This window comes from Sphingomonas fucosidasi (genome assembly GCF_036663855.1).
Taxonomy (GTDB): domain Bacteria; phylum Pseudomonadota; class Alphaproteobacteria; order Sphingomonadales; family Sphingomonadaceae; genus Sphingomonas; species Sphingomonas faeni_B.
In genome coordinates, this window is the sequence record NZ_JAXOJR010000001.1 from 254,285 (window position 1) to 269,509 (window position 15,225).

Annotated in this window: 16 protein-coding genes; all 16 read left to right on the plus strand. The window is 63.4% G+C overall.

The window, feature by feature from the left end:
• Positions 1-142: 142 nt before the first annotated feature.
• The 16 genes from U1737_RS01255 (at position 143) to nuoN (ending at position 15,225) form a co-directional block, all read left to right on the plus strand.
• Complete coding sequence (locus U1737_RS01255; protein ID WP_056048518.1) at positions 143-517, plus strand: NADH-quinone oxidoreductase subunit A; 375 nt, start codon at positions 143-145, stop codon at positions 515-517.
• Positions 508-1,056 carry a NuoB/complex I 20 kDa subunit family protein gene (locus tag U1737_RS01260; protein WP_056058310.1) on the plus strand — a complete coding sequence of 183 codons (549 nt, stop codon included), beginning with the start codon at positions 508-510 and terminating at the stop codon, positions 1,054-1,056. Before U1737_RS01255 ends, U1737_RS01260 begins: the two co-directional genes overlap by 10 nt.
• The gene (locus tag U1737_RS01265) at positions 1,053-1,901 is read left to right on the plus strand and encodes an NADH-quinone oxidoreductase subunit C (RefSeq protein ID WP_332795289.1); all 849 of its coding nucleotides are present in this window, start codon (positions 1,053-1,055) and stop codon (positions 1,899-1,901) included. Before U1737_RS01260 ends, U1737_RS01265 begins: the two co-directional genes overlap by 4 nt.
• Positions 1,902-1,921: 20 nt before the next feature.
• The gene (locus tag U1737_RS01270; protein ID WP_282580433.1) at positions 1,922-3,133 is read left to right on the plus strand and encodes an NADH-quinone oxidoreductase subunit D; all 1,212 of its coding nucleotides are present in this window, start codon (positions 1,922-1,924) and stop codon (positions 3,131-3,133) included.
• Positions 3,133-3,801 (plus strand): complex I 24 kDa subunit family protein, encoded by a 669-nt coding sequence (locus tag U1737_RS01275; RefSeq protein WP_248521011.1) that lies wholly within the window; start codon positions 3,133-3,135, stop codon positions 3,799-3,801. The genes U1737_RS01270 and U1737_RS01275 overlap by 1 nt, the downstream gene beginning before the upstream one ends.
• On the plus strand, positions 3,798-4,025 hold the full coding sequence (locus U1737_RS01280; protein ID WP_248521009.1) for a hypothetical protein: 228 nt from the start codon (positions 3,798-3,800) through the stop codon (positions 4,023-4,025). The genes U1737_RS01275 and U1737_RS01280 overlap by 4 nt, the downstream gene beginning before the upstream one ends.
• Entirely contained in the window at positions 4,025-5,326 is a 1,302-nt protein-coding gene (gene nuoF / locus U1737_RS01285; RefSeq protein WP_056050371.1) for an NADH-quinone oxidoreductase subunit NuoF, read from the plus strand. The genes U1737_RS01280 and nuoF overlap by 1 nt, the downstream gene beginning before the upstream one ends.
• Positions 5,323-5,574 carry a hypothetical protein gene (locus tag U1737_RS01290; protein ID WP_332795290.1) on the plus strand — a complete coding sequence of 84 codons (252 nt, stop codon included), beginning with the start codon at positions 5,323-5,325 and terminating at the stop codon, positions 5,572-5,574. Before nuoF ends, U1737_RS01290 begins: the two co-directional genes overlap by 4 nt.
• Position 5,575: 1 nt before the next feature.
• A complete protein-coding gene (gene nuoG, locus U1737_RS01295; protein ID WP_332795291.1) occupies positions 5,576-7,570 on the plus strand; it encodes an NADH-quinone oxidoreductase subunit NuoG in 1,995 nt (664 codons plus the stop codon).
• Positions 7,567-8,613 carry an NADH-quinone oxidoreductase subunit NuoH gene (gene nuoH / locus U1737_RS01300; protein WP_056058320.1) on the plus strand — a complete coding sequence of 349 codons (1,047 nt, stop codon included), beginning with the start codon at positions 7,567-7,569 and terminating at the stop codon, positions 8,611-8,613. Before nuoG ends, nuoH begins: the two co-directional genes overlap by 4 nt.
• Entirely contained in the window at positions 8,610-9,095 is a 486-nt protein-coding gene (gene nuoI / locus U1737_RS01305; protein WP_055877898.1) for an NADH-quinone oxidoreductase subunit NuoI, read from the plus strand. The genes nuoH and nuoI overlap by 4 nt, the downstream gene beginning before the upstream one ends.
• 125 nt (positions 9,096-9,220) lie before the next feature.
• Positions 9,221-9,832, plus strand: coding sequence for an NADH-quinone oxidoreductase subunit J (locus tag U1737_RS01310; protein ID WP_056048540.1), 612 nt, complete (start codon positions 9,221-9,223; stop codon positions 9,830-9,832).
• A complete protein-coding gene (gene nuoK, locus U1737_RS01315) occupies positions 9,829-10,137 on the plus strand; it encodes an NADH-quinone oxidoreductase subunit NuoK (RefSeq protein WP_082441002.1) in 309 nt (102 codons plus the stop codon). Before U1737_RS01310 ends, nuoK begins: the two co-directional genes overlap by 4 nt.
• Before the next feature lie 5 nt (positions 10,138-10,142).
• Positions 10,143-12,248, plus strand: coding sequence for an NADH-quinone oxidoreductase subunit L (gene nuoL, locus U1737_RS01320; RefSeq protein WP_332795292.1), 2,106 nt, complete (start codon positions 10,143-10,145; stop codon positions 12,246-12,248).
• Entirely contained in the window at positions 12,248-13,780 is a 1,533-nt protein-coding gene (locus U1737_RS01325) for an NADH-quinone oxidoreductase subunit M (protein WP_332795293.1), read from the plus strand. Before nuoL ends, U1737_RS01325 begins: the two co-directional genes overlap by 1 nt.
• Positions 13,780-15,225 (plus strand): NADH-quinone oxidoreductase subunit NuoN, encoded by a 1,446-nt coding sequence (nuoN, locus tag U1737_RS01330; protein ID WP_332795294.1) that lies wholly within the window; start codon positions 13,780-13,782, stop codon positions 15,223-15,225. The genes U1737_RS01325 and nuoN overlap by 1 nt, the downstream gene beginning before the upstream one ends.

A 15,225-nucleotide genomic window follows, 5' to 3' on the forward strand; every position in this document is an offset into this window, starting at 1 on the left:
CTGTTGTCACACGCCGAGTAACGCATGTTTCCCGCCACCCAGTGCCTCCTGTTGCGAGTGATTCTCACACCCTGCGAGCCTTGCCCCGAACCCCCCATCGGCCTAAAGCGGCCCCGTTCCGTTCGCACTTGCGAGAAGCAATTTGGTCGACCTGTCGCACTATCTTCCGATCCTCCTGTTCCTCGGGATCGCCATCGCATTGTCGAGCACGTTCGTGTTCCTGCCGATGGCCGTCTCGCGCCTCACCGGATCGCACAAGCCTACGCCTGAAAAGCTCAGCGAATACGAGTGCGGCTTCCCCGCATTCGAGGATCCGCGCAGCCAATTTGACGTTCGCTTCTACCTGATCGCCATCCTCTTCATCATCTTCGATCTCGAGGCCGCGTTCCTGTATCCTTGGGCCGTCTCGGTCTTCACGCTCGGCTGGACCGCGTGGATTTCGATGATGATCTTTATCGGCGAATTGGCCCTTGGCCTCGTCTACGCATGGAAGAAGGGAGCACTCGATTGGGAGTAGAGCTTCAGCCCGCACCCGGTTCGCCCAGCTCGCTGGTGCCACCCGATCAGGGCTTTTTCGACGGATTGAACGGTGAGCTGACGGACAAGGGTTTCCTCGTCACGTCGACCGAGGAGCTGTTTCAGTGGGCCCGCACCGGCTCGCTGTGGTGGATGACGTTCGGGCTCGCATGCTGCGCGGTCGAGATGATCCACGTCAACATGCCGCGCTACGATCTCGAGCGCTTCGGCGCCGCACCGCGCGCATCGCCGCGTCAGTCGGACGTGATGATCGTCGCCGGCACGCTGTGCAACAAGATGGCCCCTGCGCTGCGCAAGGTCTACGACCAGATGTCCGAGCCCAAGTACGTGATCTCGATGGGATCGTGCGCGAACGGCGGCGGCTATTATCATTACAGCTACAGCGTTGTCCGTGGTTGCGATCGGATCGTGCCCGTCGATATCTACGTTCCCGGATGCCCGCCGACGGCCGAGGCTCTGCTGTACGGCATCATGCAGTTGCAGCGGAAGATCCGGCGGTCCGGGAGCATCGAGCGTTGAGGGCTCCCGCACCAGCTTACACGTCGAACGACGGCGTGATTGACAGTGCCCGCGCGGCGCTTGGCGGCATGCTGCTCGACGCGGTCGACCATGTCGGCGAAGTCGCGCTGCACGTTCGTCGCGAAGACCTGTACGACGCGATGATCGCGCTGCGCGACACGCCCGGGCTTGCCTATGAGCAGCTCATGGAGATCGCCGGCGTCGACTATCCGGATCGCGCGGAGCGGTTTGAGGTCGTTTACTGCATGCTCTCGCTGACGCGGAACCACCGCCTGCGCGTCCATGTATCGACCGACGAGGAAAAGCCGGTGCCGTCGGTGACGGATATCTGGCCGGTCGCGGGCTGGCTCGAGCGCGAAGTGTACGACATGTACGGCGTGTTGTTCAGCGGCAATCCGGACCTGCGTCGCATCCTGACCGATTACGGCTTCCGCGGTCACCCGCAGCGCAAGGACTTCCCACTGACCGGGTATGTCGAGCTGCGCTATTCGGAAGAGTCGAAGCGTGTCGTGTACGAGCCGGTGCAACTTGCGCAGGATTTCCGGACGTTCGATTTCATGAGCCCGTGGGAAGGTGCCGAATACGTGCTTCCCGGCGACGAGAAGGGTGCGCTGCCCGAGGCCAAGGGCGCACCTACGCCACTCAAGGCTGATGCGATCGTCAAGGCCGATGCGGCGCAGAGCGCGACCAAGGCGCCGGACGCACCGAGCGAGTCTTATGCCAAGAAGGACGCGCAGGGGACGGCGCAAACCGGTTCGGGTGACGCCAATGCTGGCAACCAAAAGCGGGACAAGCCCGTGGAGTCGGATGTCATCCCGACCAAGGGCGGAGGACAGAACCAGTGAGTCTGTACGTAGAGGAGCTTCTGGGTGAAGCCGACGCGTCCGATCCCACGACCGGCGACGTCACGATCCAGAACTACACGATTAACTTCGGTCCGCAGCATCCGGCCGCCCACGGCGTGTTGCGTCTGGTCATGGAGCTCGACGGCGAGATTGTCGAGCGCGTCGATCCGCATGTCGGCCTGCTTCACCGCGGCACAGAGAAGCTGATCGAGTACAAGACCTATACGCAGGCGCTGCCGTATTTCGATCGGCTCGATTATTGCTCGCCCCTGTGCATGGAGCATAGCTGGGTGCTGGCGGTCGAGAAGCTGCTCGATCTCGAAGTGCCCGAGCGTGCGCAGTATCTGCGGGTGTTCTTCGCCGAGCTGACGCGTATTTCGAACCACATGCTGAACCTCGGGTCGCACGTCATGGACGTCGGCGCGATGACGCCGAACCTGTGGCTGTTCGAGATCCGCGAAGACTGCATGAACTTCTTCGAGCGCGTGTCCGGCGCTCGCATGCATTCGAACTATTTCCGTCCGGGTGGCGTACATCAGGACGCACCGCTGAAGCTGCTCGCCGATATCGGCGACTGGCTCGATACGCGCCTGCCGCGTCTGTTCGAGGATGCGATCTCGCTCGTCGCCGACAACCGCATCTTCAAGCAGCGCAACGTCGACATCGCCGTGGTCAGCCGCGACGACGCGATCAAGTGGGGCTTTTCCGGCCCGATGATCCGTGGCTCGGGCATCGCCTGGGATCTGCGCAAGTCGCAGCCTTACGACGTGTACGCGAAGATGGACTTCGACGTGCCGGTCGGCACGCGCGGCGATTGCTATGATCGGTTCATGGTGCGCGTCGAGGAAGTGCGTCAGTCCGCGCGGATCATGAAGCAGTGCCTCCGCGAGATGCCCGAGGGGCCGATCGCGTCGCTAGACCGTAAGGTCGTGCCGCCCAAGCGCGCCGAGATGAAGCAGTCGATGGAAGCGCTGATCCATCACTTCAAGCTCTACACCGAGGGCTTCCACGTCCCCGCCGGCGACGTCTATGTCGCGACCGAGAGCCCCAAGGGCGAGTTCGGCGTGTACCTGGTCGCCGATGGCTCGAACAAGCCGTATCGCTGCAAGATCCGCCCGACCGCGTTCTCGCATCTGCAAGCCATGGACTTCATGGCGAAGGGCCACATGCTGGCGGATACGACCGCGATCCTCGGCGCGATGGATATCGTTTTTGGTGAATGTGACCGCTGATGGCTGAAGCTCCGAAAATTCCCGACGAGGCCGAGACCCGCGCACGTTGGGGCTCGTTCGCGTGGACGGACGAGAACCAGGTGAAGGCGAACGAGATCCTCGGGCGCTACCCGAAGGGTCGCGAGCAGTCGGCGTCGATCCCGTTGCTCGATCTGGCACAGCGCCAGGTCGGTGCGGAAACGCAGACGCAGGGCTGGTTGCCGGTACCGGTAATCGAGTTCGTCGCGCGCCAGATTGGTGTGCCGTACATGCGTGTGTACGAGGTCGTGACCTTCTACACGATGTTCAATCTCGCGCCGGTCGGTCGGTTCCACGTGCAGGTCTGCGGCACGACGCCGTGCATGCTGCGCGGTTCGGACGACGTTCTCGCCGCGTGCAAAAACCGCGGTCTGGTCAAGGGCGGCACCACGCCCGACGGCATGTTCACGCTGACCGAGGTCGAGTGTCTTGGGACGTGCGCGAATGCGCCGATGGTGCAGATCAACGACGATAACTTCGAAGACCTCGATTACGACAAGACGACCGAGATCCTCGAGGCGCTGGCCAATGGCGGCCATCCGACGCCGGGCCCGCAGTTCGGCCGTCGCGCGAGCTGCCCCGAGGGTGGCCCGACCTCGCTGAAGGCGATGGTCGACGCGAACCACGATTACCGGGGGGAGTGGGCATGACGGTCGAGAACGAAAGCGTCATGCTCGAGATCCTGAAGAGGATTCAGTCGGATATGTCGGAGGTGAAGGCGGACGTATCCGATCTACGCCTGCGTATGACCGCGACGGAAGAGCATTTGGCGACTTTGGTGATGTCGACGGCCGGTATCAACCACCGTCCTGATCGGCTCAGCAACCGGGTTGAACGTATCGAGCGCCGGCTCGATCTGGTCGAGGGACAGTAATGCTCGCCGATAAGGATCGCATCTTTACCAACGTCTACGGTTTCCAGCCGTGGAATATCGACGCGGCGATCATGCGCGGCGATTGGGACAATACCAAGGACCTGATGGCGCTCGGCCAGGACGCGATCATCGACGTGATGAAGGCGTCGGGTCTGCGTGGCCGTGGCGGGGCGGGCTTCCCGACCGGCACCAAATGGTCGTTCATGCCGAAGGAACCGAAGCCCGATCGGCCGAACTTCCTCGTCATCAACGCCGATGAATCCGAGCCGGGCAGCTGTAAGGATCGCGAGATCATCCGCCACGATCCGCACAAGCTGATCGAAGGCGCGCTGATCGCCGGGTTCGCGATGCGCGCGCGCGCCGCCTACATCTACATTCGCGGCGAATATATCCGCGAGGCCGAGACGCTGTTCGCAGCTGTGGCTGAAGCATACGACCGCGGCTTTATCGGCAAGAATGCGTGCGGGTCGGGCTACGACTTCGACGTGTTCGTCCATCGCGGCGCCGGCGCCTACATCTGCGGCGAAGAGACCGCGATGTTGGAGAGCCTCGAGGGGAAGAAGGGTCAGCCGCGGCTGAAGCCACCTTTCCCGGCGGGTGCTGGTCTTTACGGCTGCCCGACGACGGTCAACAACGTCGAGTCGATCGCGGTTGCGCCGACGATCCTGCGGCGTGGTGCGGCGTGGTTCTCCAGCTTCGGCGCGGAGAACAACCGCGGTACCAAGCTGTTCCAGATCAGCGGCCATGTGAACAAGCCGTGCGTCGTCGAGGAGGAGATGAGCATCTCGTTCCGCGACCTGATCGAGACGCATTGCGGCGGCATCCGTGGTGGCTGGGACAATCTGCTCGCGGTGATCCCTGGCGGCTCTTCGGTACCTCTCGTGCCCGCCGCGCAGATCATGGACTGCGCGATGGACTTCGACGGCCTGAAGGCGGTTGGCTCGGGGCTCGGCACTGCGGCGATCATCGTCATGGATAAGTCGACGGACATCGTCCGCGCGATCAGCCGTATCTCGTACTTCTACAAGCACGAAAGCTGCGGCCAGTGCACGCCGTGCCGCGAAGGCACCGGCTGGATGTGGCGCGTGATGGAGCGGATGCGCACCGGCGACGCCGAGCTGTCCGAGATCGACATGCTCCAGCAGGTTACCAAGCAGGTCGAGGGTCACTCGATCTGCGCACTCGGTGACGCCGCAGCGTGGCCGATCCAGGGCCTGATCAAGCATTTCCGCCCAGAGATGGAGCGCCGTATCCGCGAACGTGGTGGCGACACCGCGCCGATGATGGAAGCGGCAGAATGACCGACGACCGCGCAGACTTCATGTTGGAAATTTTGAAGAAGATCCAATCGGATGTGGCCCTGGGGCGTCGCGAGCAGGCGTCGCAGAGCACGCGACTGTTGGCGATGGAAGATCATCAGCGTGGTATGATCACGTCGTTGATGGGCGTTGTAACGTCCATTCACGGCGTTGAGGTCGACGTCGCGCATTTGAAGGACAGGGTAGATCGCATCGAGCGTCGCCTTGGCCTGACCGACACGGAACACTGATATGCCCTTAGTCAAAGTCGATGGCGTAGAGATCGAGGTGCCGCAGGGCGCCACCGTGCTGCAGGCGTGCGAGCTTGCCGGCAAGGAGATTCCGCGTTTCTGTTATCATGAGCGGCTGAGCATCGCCGGCAATTGCCGGATGTGCCTGGTCGAGGTGAAGCCTGGTCCGCCCAAGCCGCAGGCGTCGTGCGCGCTGCCGGCAGCGGACAAGCAGGAAATCTTCACAAATTCGCCGATGGTGAAGAATGCCCGCGAGGGCATCATGGAATTCCTGCTGATCAACCATCCGCTCGATTGCCCGATCTGCGATCAGGGCGGCGAGTGCGATCTTCAGGACCAGTCGGTTGCGTACGGTCGCGGCCATTCGCGCTATGACGAGAACAAGCGCGCGGTCACCGAGAAGTATATGGGTCCGATCGTCAAGACGGTCATGACCCGCTGCATCCAGTGCACGCGCTGCATCCGGTTCGCCGAGGAAGTGTCCGGCGTCGAGGAGATCGGTGCGATCTTCCGCGGCGAGGACATGCAGATTACCTCGTATCTCGAGAATGCGGTCAAGAGCGAGCTGAGCGGCAACGTCGTCGATCTGTGCCCGGTCGGTGCGCTGACATCGAAGCCCTACGCGTTCGAGGCGCGTCCGTGGGAATTGCGCAAGACGCTGACGATCGACGTGATGGACGCGGTCGGCACCAACATCCGGCTCGACAGCCGTGGTCGGCAGGTGTTGCGCTGCGTGCCGCGGATCAACGAGGACGTGAACGAGGAGTGGGCGACCGACAAGACGCGCCACGCGATCGACGGCCTCGTGCGCCGTCGTCTCGACAAGCCTTATGTCCGGGTGAACGGCAAGCTCCAGGCCGCGACGTGGGACGAAGCTTTCGCGGCGATCAAGGCGGTGAACGCCGGGTCGAGCGTTGCCGCGGTCGCCGGCGACCTGGTCGACTGCGAGACGATGTACGCAGCCAAGGCGCTGCTCGCGAAGATGGGTTCGAGCCTGCTCGAAGGCCGTCAGACCGGCATGGATTATGACGCGACGAGCATCGCCGCGGTCAATTTCAACACGACGATCGCCGGCACCGAGCGCGCCGACGCGATCCTGCTGGTGGGCACCAACCTGCGCTGGGAAGCGCCGCTGGTGAACACGCGCATCCGCAAGGCGATCAAGAAGGGTGCGAAGGTCTTCGCGATCGGGCCGGAGACGGACCTGACCTACAAGGTCGAGTGGCTCGGTGACGATCTGGCGCTCCTCGGCGCTCTGCCCGAGGCGGTGACCGAGGCGTTCGGCAAGGCCGAGCGTCCGATGGTGATCGTCGGTGGCGGCGCGATGAAGGGTGGCCATGCGGCTGCGCTGAAGCTGGTCGATACGCTGGGCCTCGTGAAGGACGGCTGGAACGGCTTCAACGTTGTTCACATGGCGGCCTCGCGGATGGGCGGGCTGATGCTCGGCTATGCGCAGAAGGGCGGCATCGCCGACGTGATGGGGGCGAAGCTCGGCTTCTTCCTCGGCGCGGACGAGGTGGATTACTCGAAGTTCGCAGGTTTCAAGGTGTTCGTGGGCCATCACGGCGACAAGGGTGCGGCGGCTGCCGATGTCATCCTGCCGGGTGTCACATACGCGGAGAAGTCGGGCACGTGGGTCAATCTCGAAGGCCGCGTCCAGCGTGGTGAGCGGGCAGTGTTCGCACCGGGCGATGCGCGTGACGACTGGTCGATCTTCCGCGCGCTGTCCGACACGCTCGGCCACACGCTGCCGTTCGACAGCTTCGAGGATCTGCGTGAGGAAATGTACGCGGACGTGCCTGCGCTGCGTCATCAGGCGCTCGCGACGTTCGAGTGGAACCCGCCTTCGCTCGACGGCGCAGGTGAGGGCGTTCTCGCCGGCTATCCGATCAAGGACTTCTACCTGACCAACGCGATCTGCCGTGCGTCGCCGACGATGCAGCGCTGCTCGGCCGAACTTCTCCACGGGGAAGACTACGCGGAGGCAGCCGAATGATCTCCTGGTTCGAATCCTCGCTCGGCTACGACTGGGCGTTCTTCCTCGCGACGATCATCGACATTCTCGTGATCGCGCTGCCGCTGATGCTGGCGGTGGCGATGATCATTTATGCCGACCGCAAGATCTGGGCGGCGATGGCACTGCGTCGCGGTCCCAACGTCGTCGGTCCGTTCGGTCTGCTGCAGAGCTTCGCCGACGGCCTGAAGGTGTTCCTGCAGGAGACGATCGTCCCCGCAGCCGCCAACCGCACGCTGTTCCTGCTGGCACCGATCATCACCTTCACGGTCGCGCTGATCGTCTGGGCGGTGGTGCCGTTCGGGGTCGGCGTCGTGCTTGCGGACATCAACGTCGGGCTGCTCTACGTGCTCGCGGCGTCGTCGCTCGGCGTCTACGGGATCATCCTGTCGGGCTGGGCGTCGAACTCGAAATACCCATTCTACTCGGCGCTTCGTGCGGCCGCGCAGATGGTGTCGTATGAAGTCGCGATCGGCTTCATCCTGATTTCGGTCGTGCTGTGGACCGGCAGCTTCAACCTGTCGGCGATCGTGATGGCGCAGAAGTCGCACGTCTGGTTCTTCAACGGGTACATCCTGAACCCGCTGATGTTCCCGATGGCGGTGATGTTCTTCATCTCCTCGCTGGCCGAGACACAGCGCGCGCCGTTCGATCTGACCGAGGCCGAGAGCGAGCTCGTTGCCGGGTACCAGACCGAATATTCGTCGATGTCGTTCGCGCTGTTCTGGCTCGGCGAGTATGCGAACGTGCTGTTGATGTGCGCGCTGAACGCGACGCTGTTCTGGGGCGGGTGGCTGCCACCGGTCGACTGGGCGCCGCTATATTACGTGCCGGGGATCATCTGGCTGTTCGCCAAGATCCTGTTCTTCTTCTTCCTGTTCAGCTGGGTGAAGGCGACCGTGCCGCGCTATCGCTACGATCAGCTGATGCGGCTTGGCTGGAAGGTCTTCCTCCCCGTCTCGCTGTTCTGGGTTTTCCTCGTGTCGGGCTATCTCATGCTGACGCGTGTTGGAGTGGGTTCATGAGCGTCGCTCAGATCATCAAGTCGTTTACCCTGTGGGAATTCGTGAAGGCGCACGCGTTGACGCTTCGCTATTTCTTCAAGGAAAAGGCGACGATCAACTATCCGTACGAGCGCAACCCGGTGTCGCCGCGGTTCCGTGGCGAGCATGCGCTGCGTCGTTATCCGAACGGCGAAGAGCGGTGCATCGCGTGCAAGCTGTGCGAGGCCGTATGCCCCGCACAGGCGATCACGATCGAAGCCGAGCCGCGTGACGACGGCTCGCGCCGCACCACGCGCTACGATATCGACATGACCAAGTGCATCTATTGCGGCCTATGTGCCGAGGCGTGCCCGGTCGATGCGATCGTCGAGGGGCCGAACTACGAGTTCGCCACCGAGACGCGCGAAGAGCTGATCTACGACAAGTCGAAGCTGCTCGATAATGGCGACCGTTGGGAAAGCGCGATCGCGGCGAACCTTGCCGCCGATGCGCCGTACCGTTAAGCGAGCGCCGCGATGACACAGATTAACTCCGTCGTCCCAGCGCAGGCTGGGATCTCGTGCCGCACGGGCGCATCCACCAACGTGAAGACCCCGGCGTTCGCCGGGGCGACGGGGAGGGTGATCGCATGATCCAGGCCTTGGCTTTTTATCTCTTCGCCTTCGTCGTCGTCCTGTCGGGCGCGCTGACGATCGCGTCGCGCAATCCGGTCCATTCGGTGATGTGGCTGATCCTCGCGTTCTTTAACGCGGCCGGCCTCATGATCCTCGTCGGTGCCGAGTTCATCGCGATGCTGCTCGTCATCGTCTATGTCGGTGCGGTCGCGGTGCTGTTCCTGTTCGTGGTCATGATGCTCGACATCGACTTCACCGAGCTTCGCGCAGGCGTCGCCCGGTATTTCGGGATCGGCCTCGCGCTTGCCGTCGCACTCGCGGCTGAAGTGATGATCGCGATCGGTGCCTGGAGCACCGGCCCGATCCAGCTCGCGCGGCGTGCCGCACCGATCGACGACACCGTGCCCAACATCCAGGCGATCGGTAACCTGCTCTACACGCGCTATCTGTTCGTGTTCGAGGGTGCCGGCCTGGTGCTGCTGGTCGCGATGATCGGGGCGATCGTGCTGACCCACCGTCAGCGTGGCGGCGTCAAGGCGCAGAACATCAGCCGCCAGAACGCGCGTCGTCCGCAGGATGCCACGCGCAACACGAGCCCGGTCGTCGGGCAGGGAGTCGAACTGTGACGATCGGTCTCGTCCATTATCTGGTCGTCGCGGCGATCCTGTTCACGATGGGGGTGCTCGGCATCTTCCTGAACCGCAAGAACCTCATCGTCATCCTGATGGCGATCGAGCTGATCCTGCTGGCGGTGAACATCAATCTCGTCGCGTTCTCGGCGTTCCTCCACGATCTCGTCGGACAGGTGTTCGCGATGTTCGTGCTGACGGTCGCCGCGGGTGAAGCCGCAATCGGCCTCGCCATTCTCGTGATCTATTTCCGCGGTCGCGGCACCATCGCGGTCGACGACGTCAACCGGATGAAGGGGTAATACGGTTGATCCAGCTTATCGTCTTCCTGCCGTTACTGGCCGCGATCGTTGCCGGGTTCGGCAATCGCGCGATCGGCAACGTGCCGGCGAAACTCGTCACCACGGCTGCGCTGTTCGCATCGTGCCTGTTGTCCTGGCCGATCTTCATCGGTTTCCTCTCGGGCACCAGCACCGCCACCGTCGCGCCGCTGCTCGACTTCATCCATTCCGGCGACATGAACGTCGCGTGGTCGCTGCGCGTCGATGCGCTGACCGCGGTGATGCTCGTGGTCGTCACGTCGGTCTCGGCGCTCGTCCATCTGTATAGCTGGGGCTATATGGACGAAGATCCCGACCAGCCGCGCTTCTTCGCGTATCTGTCGCTGTTTACCTTCGCGATGCTGATGCTCGTGACCGCGAACAACCTGGTCCAGATGTTCTTCGGCTGGGAAGGCGTGGGTCTCGCATCCTACCTCCTGATCGGGTTCTGGTTCCGCAAGCCGTCGGCGAGTGCCGCTGCGATCAAGGCGTTCGTCGTCAACCGCGTCGGCGATCTCGGCTTCATGCTCGGTATCTTCGGCACGTTCCTGGTGTTCGGTACGGTCTCGATCCCCGAGATCCTCGCCGCGGCTCCTGGCATGGCGGGCTCGACGCTCGGCTTCCTCGGCTATCGCTTCGATACGATGACGGTACTCTGCCTGCTGCTGTTCGTCGGCGCGATGGGCAAGTCGGCACAGCTCGGCCTGCACACGTGGTTGCCGGACGCGATGGAAGGCCCGACCCCGGTTTCGGCGCTGATCCACGCGGCGACGATGGTCACGGCTGGCGTGTTCATGGTCTGCCGCCTGTCGCCGATGTTCGAGATGAGCCCGGTCGCGCTGACCGTGGTCACCTCCGTCGGTGCTGCGACCTGCCTGTTCGCCGCGACCTGCGGCCTCGTCCAGACCGACATCAAGCGCGTGATCGCGTATTCGACCTGTTCGCAGCTCGGCTACATGTTCTTCGCGGCCGGTGTCGGCGCGTACGGCGCGGCGATGTTCCACCTGTTCACGCACGCGTTCTTCAAGGCGCTGCTGTTCCTCGGCGCCGGCTCGGTCATCCATGCGATGCACCACGAGCAGGACATGCGCTATTATGGCGGCCTGCGTAAGAAGATCCCGGTAACGTTCTGGGCGATGATGGCGGGCACGCTCGCGATCACCGGCGTCGGCATTCCCGGCATCTTCGGCAACACCGCGATCGGGTTCGCCGGCTTCCATTCGAAGGACGCGATCATCGAGGCAAGCTGGGCTGCGGGTCAGCCGGGCGTATGGTTCGTTGGTGTGCTGGTCGCGCTGCTGACCAGCTTCTATTCGTGGCGCGTTATGTTCCTGACCTTCTGGGGCAAGCCGCGCTGGGCCGCATCGGAGCATATCCAGCATGCGCTCCACGACGCCCATGGCCATGACGATCATGCCCATGACGCACATCATGCGGACGACCATCATGCGAACCCGGCGCAAGCCGAGGACGCAGGCCACGCGCCGCACGGTCATCACGATGCCGCGCACGCGCCGGCCGAAGGCGACGGTGGGTATCACCCACACGAGAGCCCGCTGCCGATGCTGATCCCGCTGATCGTGTTGTCGGTCGGTGCGGTCCTCGCTGGCTTCGTGTTCCACGGCTTCTTCATCGAGCCGACCGCAGGCGAGGAGTTCTGGAAGGGCGCACTCGCGTTCCGCGAACACCTGATGCACGAGATGCACGGCGTGCCGTTGCTCATCAAGCTGTCGGCGACGATCGCGATGCTGCTCGGCCTGCTGACCGCCTGGTACGCCTATATCAAGGCACCGACGTTCCCGGCCAAGGTCGTCGAACAGTTCGGCGTGCTCTACGACTTCCTGCTGCATAAGTGGTATTTCGACGAGCTATACGACCTGATCTTCGTCCGCCCGGCGTTCGCGATCGGCCGCTTCCTGTGGCACCGCGGCGACGAGAAGACGATCAACCGGTTCGGGCCAGACGGCGCGACCTGGGTCGTCCAGATCGGTAGCCGCGTCGCCAACCGCTTCCAGACGGGATACTTCTACACCTATGCCTTCGTCATGCTGATCGGGCTGACCGCAGCCGTAACCTGGGCGATCGGACTGTAATGACCGGCTTTCCTATCCTTTCCGTCCTGATCGCGGTCCCGATGATCGCGGCTGTCGCGTGCCTGTTCGTCTCGGCGAACACGGCGCGGATGCTGGCGCTGGCGGCAACGCTGATCGACTTCGTTCTCGGCATCATGCTGTGGATGAACTACGACATCGGCGGCGCGCAGTGGCAGTTCGTCGAGCATGCCCCCGGCATCTTCGGCCCGTTCGGCTGGTCGCTCGGCATCGACGGTTTCGCGCTGATGCTGATCATGCTCAGCGTGTTCCTGATGCCGATCTGCATCGGCGCCAGCTGGCGCTCGATCACGACGCGCGTGCCGGAATACATGGCGGCGTTCCTGTTCACCGAAGTGCTGATGATCGGCACGTTCGCGGCGCAGGACCTGTTCCTGTTCTACGTGTTCTTCGAAGCCGGCCTGATCCCGATGTACCTGATCATCGGCATCTGGGGCGGCGCGAACCGGATCTACGCGTCGTACAAGTTCTTCCTGTACACGCTGCTCGGCTCGGTCCTGATGTTCATCGCCATGCTCTACATGGCGAAGACCGCGGGCACGACCAGCATCCCGGCGCTGATGAACTACGACTTCCCGGCCGATGTTCAGATCTGGCTGTGGCTGGCATTCTTCGCGTCGTTCGCGGTCAAGATGCCGATGTGGCCAGTCCACACCTGGTTGCCCGACGCGCACGTCCAGGCGCCGACCGCAGGCTCGGTCATCCTGGCGGGCGTGCTGCTGAAGCTCGGCGGATACGGCTTCCTGCGGTTCCTGCTGCCGATGTTCCCCGAAGCCTCCGGCCAGCTGACCTGGCTGATCTTCGGCCTGTCGGCGGTCGCGGTGATCTACACCTCGCTCGTCGCGCTTGTGCAGGCGGACATGAAGAAGCTAATCGCCTATTCGTCGGTGGCGCATATGGCGATCGTCACGATCGGCCTGTTCGCGTTCAACCGGCAGGGCATTGAAGGCGCGATGATCATGATGCTGAGCCACGGCTTGGTATCGGGTGCGTTGTTTTTGTGCGTCGGTGTGATCTACGACCAGCTCCATACCCGCGAGATTTCGCGCTATGGCGGCCTTGCGATCAACATGCCGAAGTATGCGATCCTGTTCCTGTTCTTCACGATGGCCTCGATCGGCCTGCCGGGGACCAGCGGCTTCGTCGCCGAGTTCCTGTCGCTGATGGGCACGTATCAGGTCTCGACCTGGACCGCGCTGCTTTGCACGACGAGCATCATCCTGGGCGCCGCGTACATGCTGTTCCTGTATCGTCGCGTTGTGTTCGGCGAGATCAAGTCGGACGACGTCCGCGCGATGGTCGACCTGTCGGGCCGCGAGATGTGGCTGCTCGCACCGATCGCGGCCGTCGTGCTGTGGATGGGCGTGTATCCCGAGAGCTTCCTGGCACCGATGCGCAAGGACGTGGCCGTGCTGCTCGACCGTGTCGATCGCGCCAAGCCTGCCAGCGATTCAAACCCAACTGCGGGGAAGCCCGCCACTGTCCATAGTGCCGCGCACGGGGAGGCACACTGATGGATTACGCCGCTAACATCGCAATGACGCTGCCCGAACTGGTGCTGGCGTTAGGTGCGATCGCCCTGATGCTCGTCTCCGCCTGGGGCGGGGACAAATCGACGCGCGCCGTCTCGATCGCCGCCGTGTTCGTGCTAGTCGGCGCAGGGATCGCACTGGTCGGTCCTGCGTCGTCGGGCGGATACGCGTTCGACGGTCTGTACCGCGCAGACGCGTTCGGCGCGTTCGCCAAGGTGCTGATCTATATCGCCTCGGCGGTCGCGATCGTCATGGCGCCGAGCTTCTTCGCACGGAGCCACGGCGACGATCTGCGTCCGGAATATCCGGTGCTGATCCTGCTGTCGGCATGCGGCATGGGGATGATGGTTTCGGCCACCGACATGCTGACGCTGTACGTCGGTCTCGAGCTCCAGAGCCTTGCAGCGTACGTACTCGCCAGCTTCATGCGGCGCGACGGGCGGTCGGCCGAGGCGGGCCTGAAGTATTTCGTACTCGGCGCGCTCGCCAGCGGCATACTGCTGTACGGCATCTCGCTGGTCTATGGGTTCAGCGGCACGACGTTGTTCTCGGGTATCTCGGAGGCATACGTCGGCACAAAGTCGCTTGGCCTGCTGTTCGGTCTCGTGTTCGTCTTCGCCGGCCTCGCGTTCAAGATCAGCGCCGTGCCGTTCCACATGTGGACGCCCGACGTGTATGAAGGCGCACCGACCCCGGTCACCGCGTTCTTCGCGTCGGCGCCTAAGGTAGCAGCGCTCGCGCTCAGCGTCCGCGTGGCGGTCGATGCGATGGGTCCGGCGACCGACCAGTGGCGCCAGATCGTGATCTTCGCGGCGCTCGCCTCGATCATCCTCGGTGCGGTCGCCGCGATCGGCCAGACCAACATCAAGCGGCTGCTCGCTTACTCGTCGATCAACAATGTCGGCTTCGCGCTGATCGGTCTCGCGGCCGGAACGCCGGAAGGCGTGTCGGGCGTGCTGATGTACCTGACGATCTATGTCGCGATGACGCTGGGCTCGTTCCTGGTCGTGTTGCAGATGCGCGGTGACGACGGGCAGCCGGTCGAGACGATCGACAGCCTCGCCGGCATGTCGCGGACGCGTCCTGGACTGGCCGCGGCACTGGCGATCTTCATGTTCAGCCTCGCCGGCATTCCGCCGCTGTTCGGCTTCTACGCGAAGTTCGCGGTGTTCAGCGCGGCGGTCGACGCCGGGCTGTTCCCGCTGGCGGTGGTCGGCATCGCCGCTTCGGTGATCGGCGCGTATTACTATCTGCGCGTCGTCAAGACGATGTACTTCGACGATCCGGCACCCGCGTTCGCGCCGATGGAGAGCAAGGTCGAGGGTGGCCTGATCGCCATCGCCGCGGTGTTCGTGTCGCCAGCCGGATATCTCCTCATCCCCGTGCTCGGCGCGTGGACGATGGCGGCCGCACGGGCGTTGTTCTGA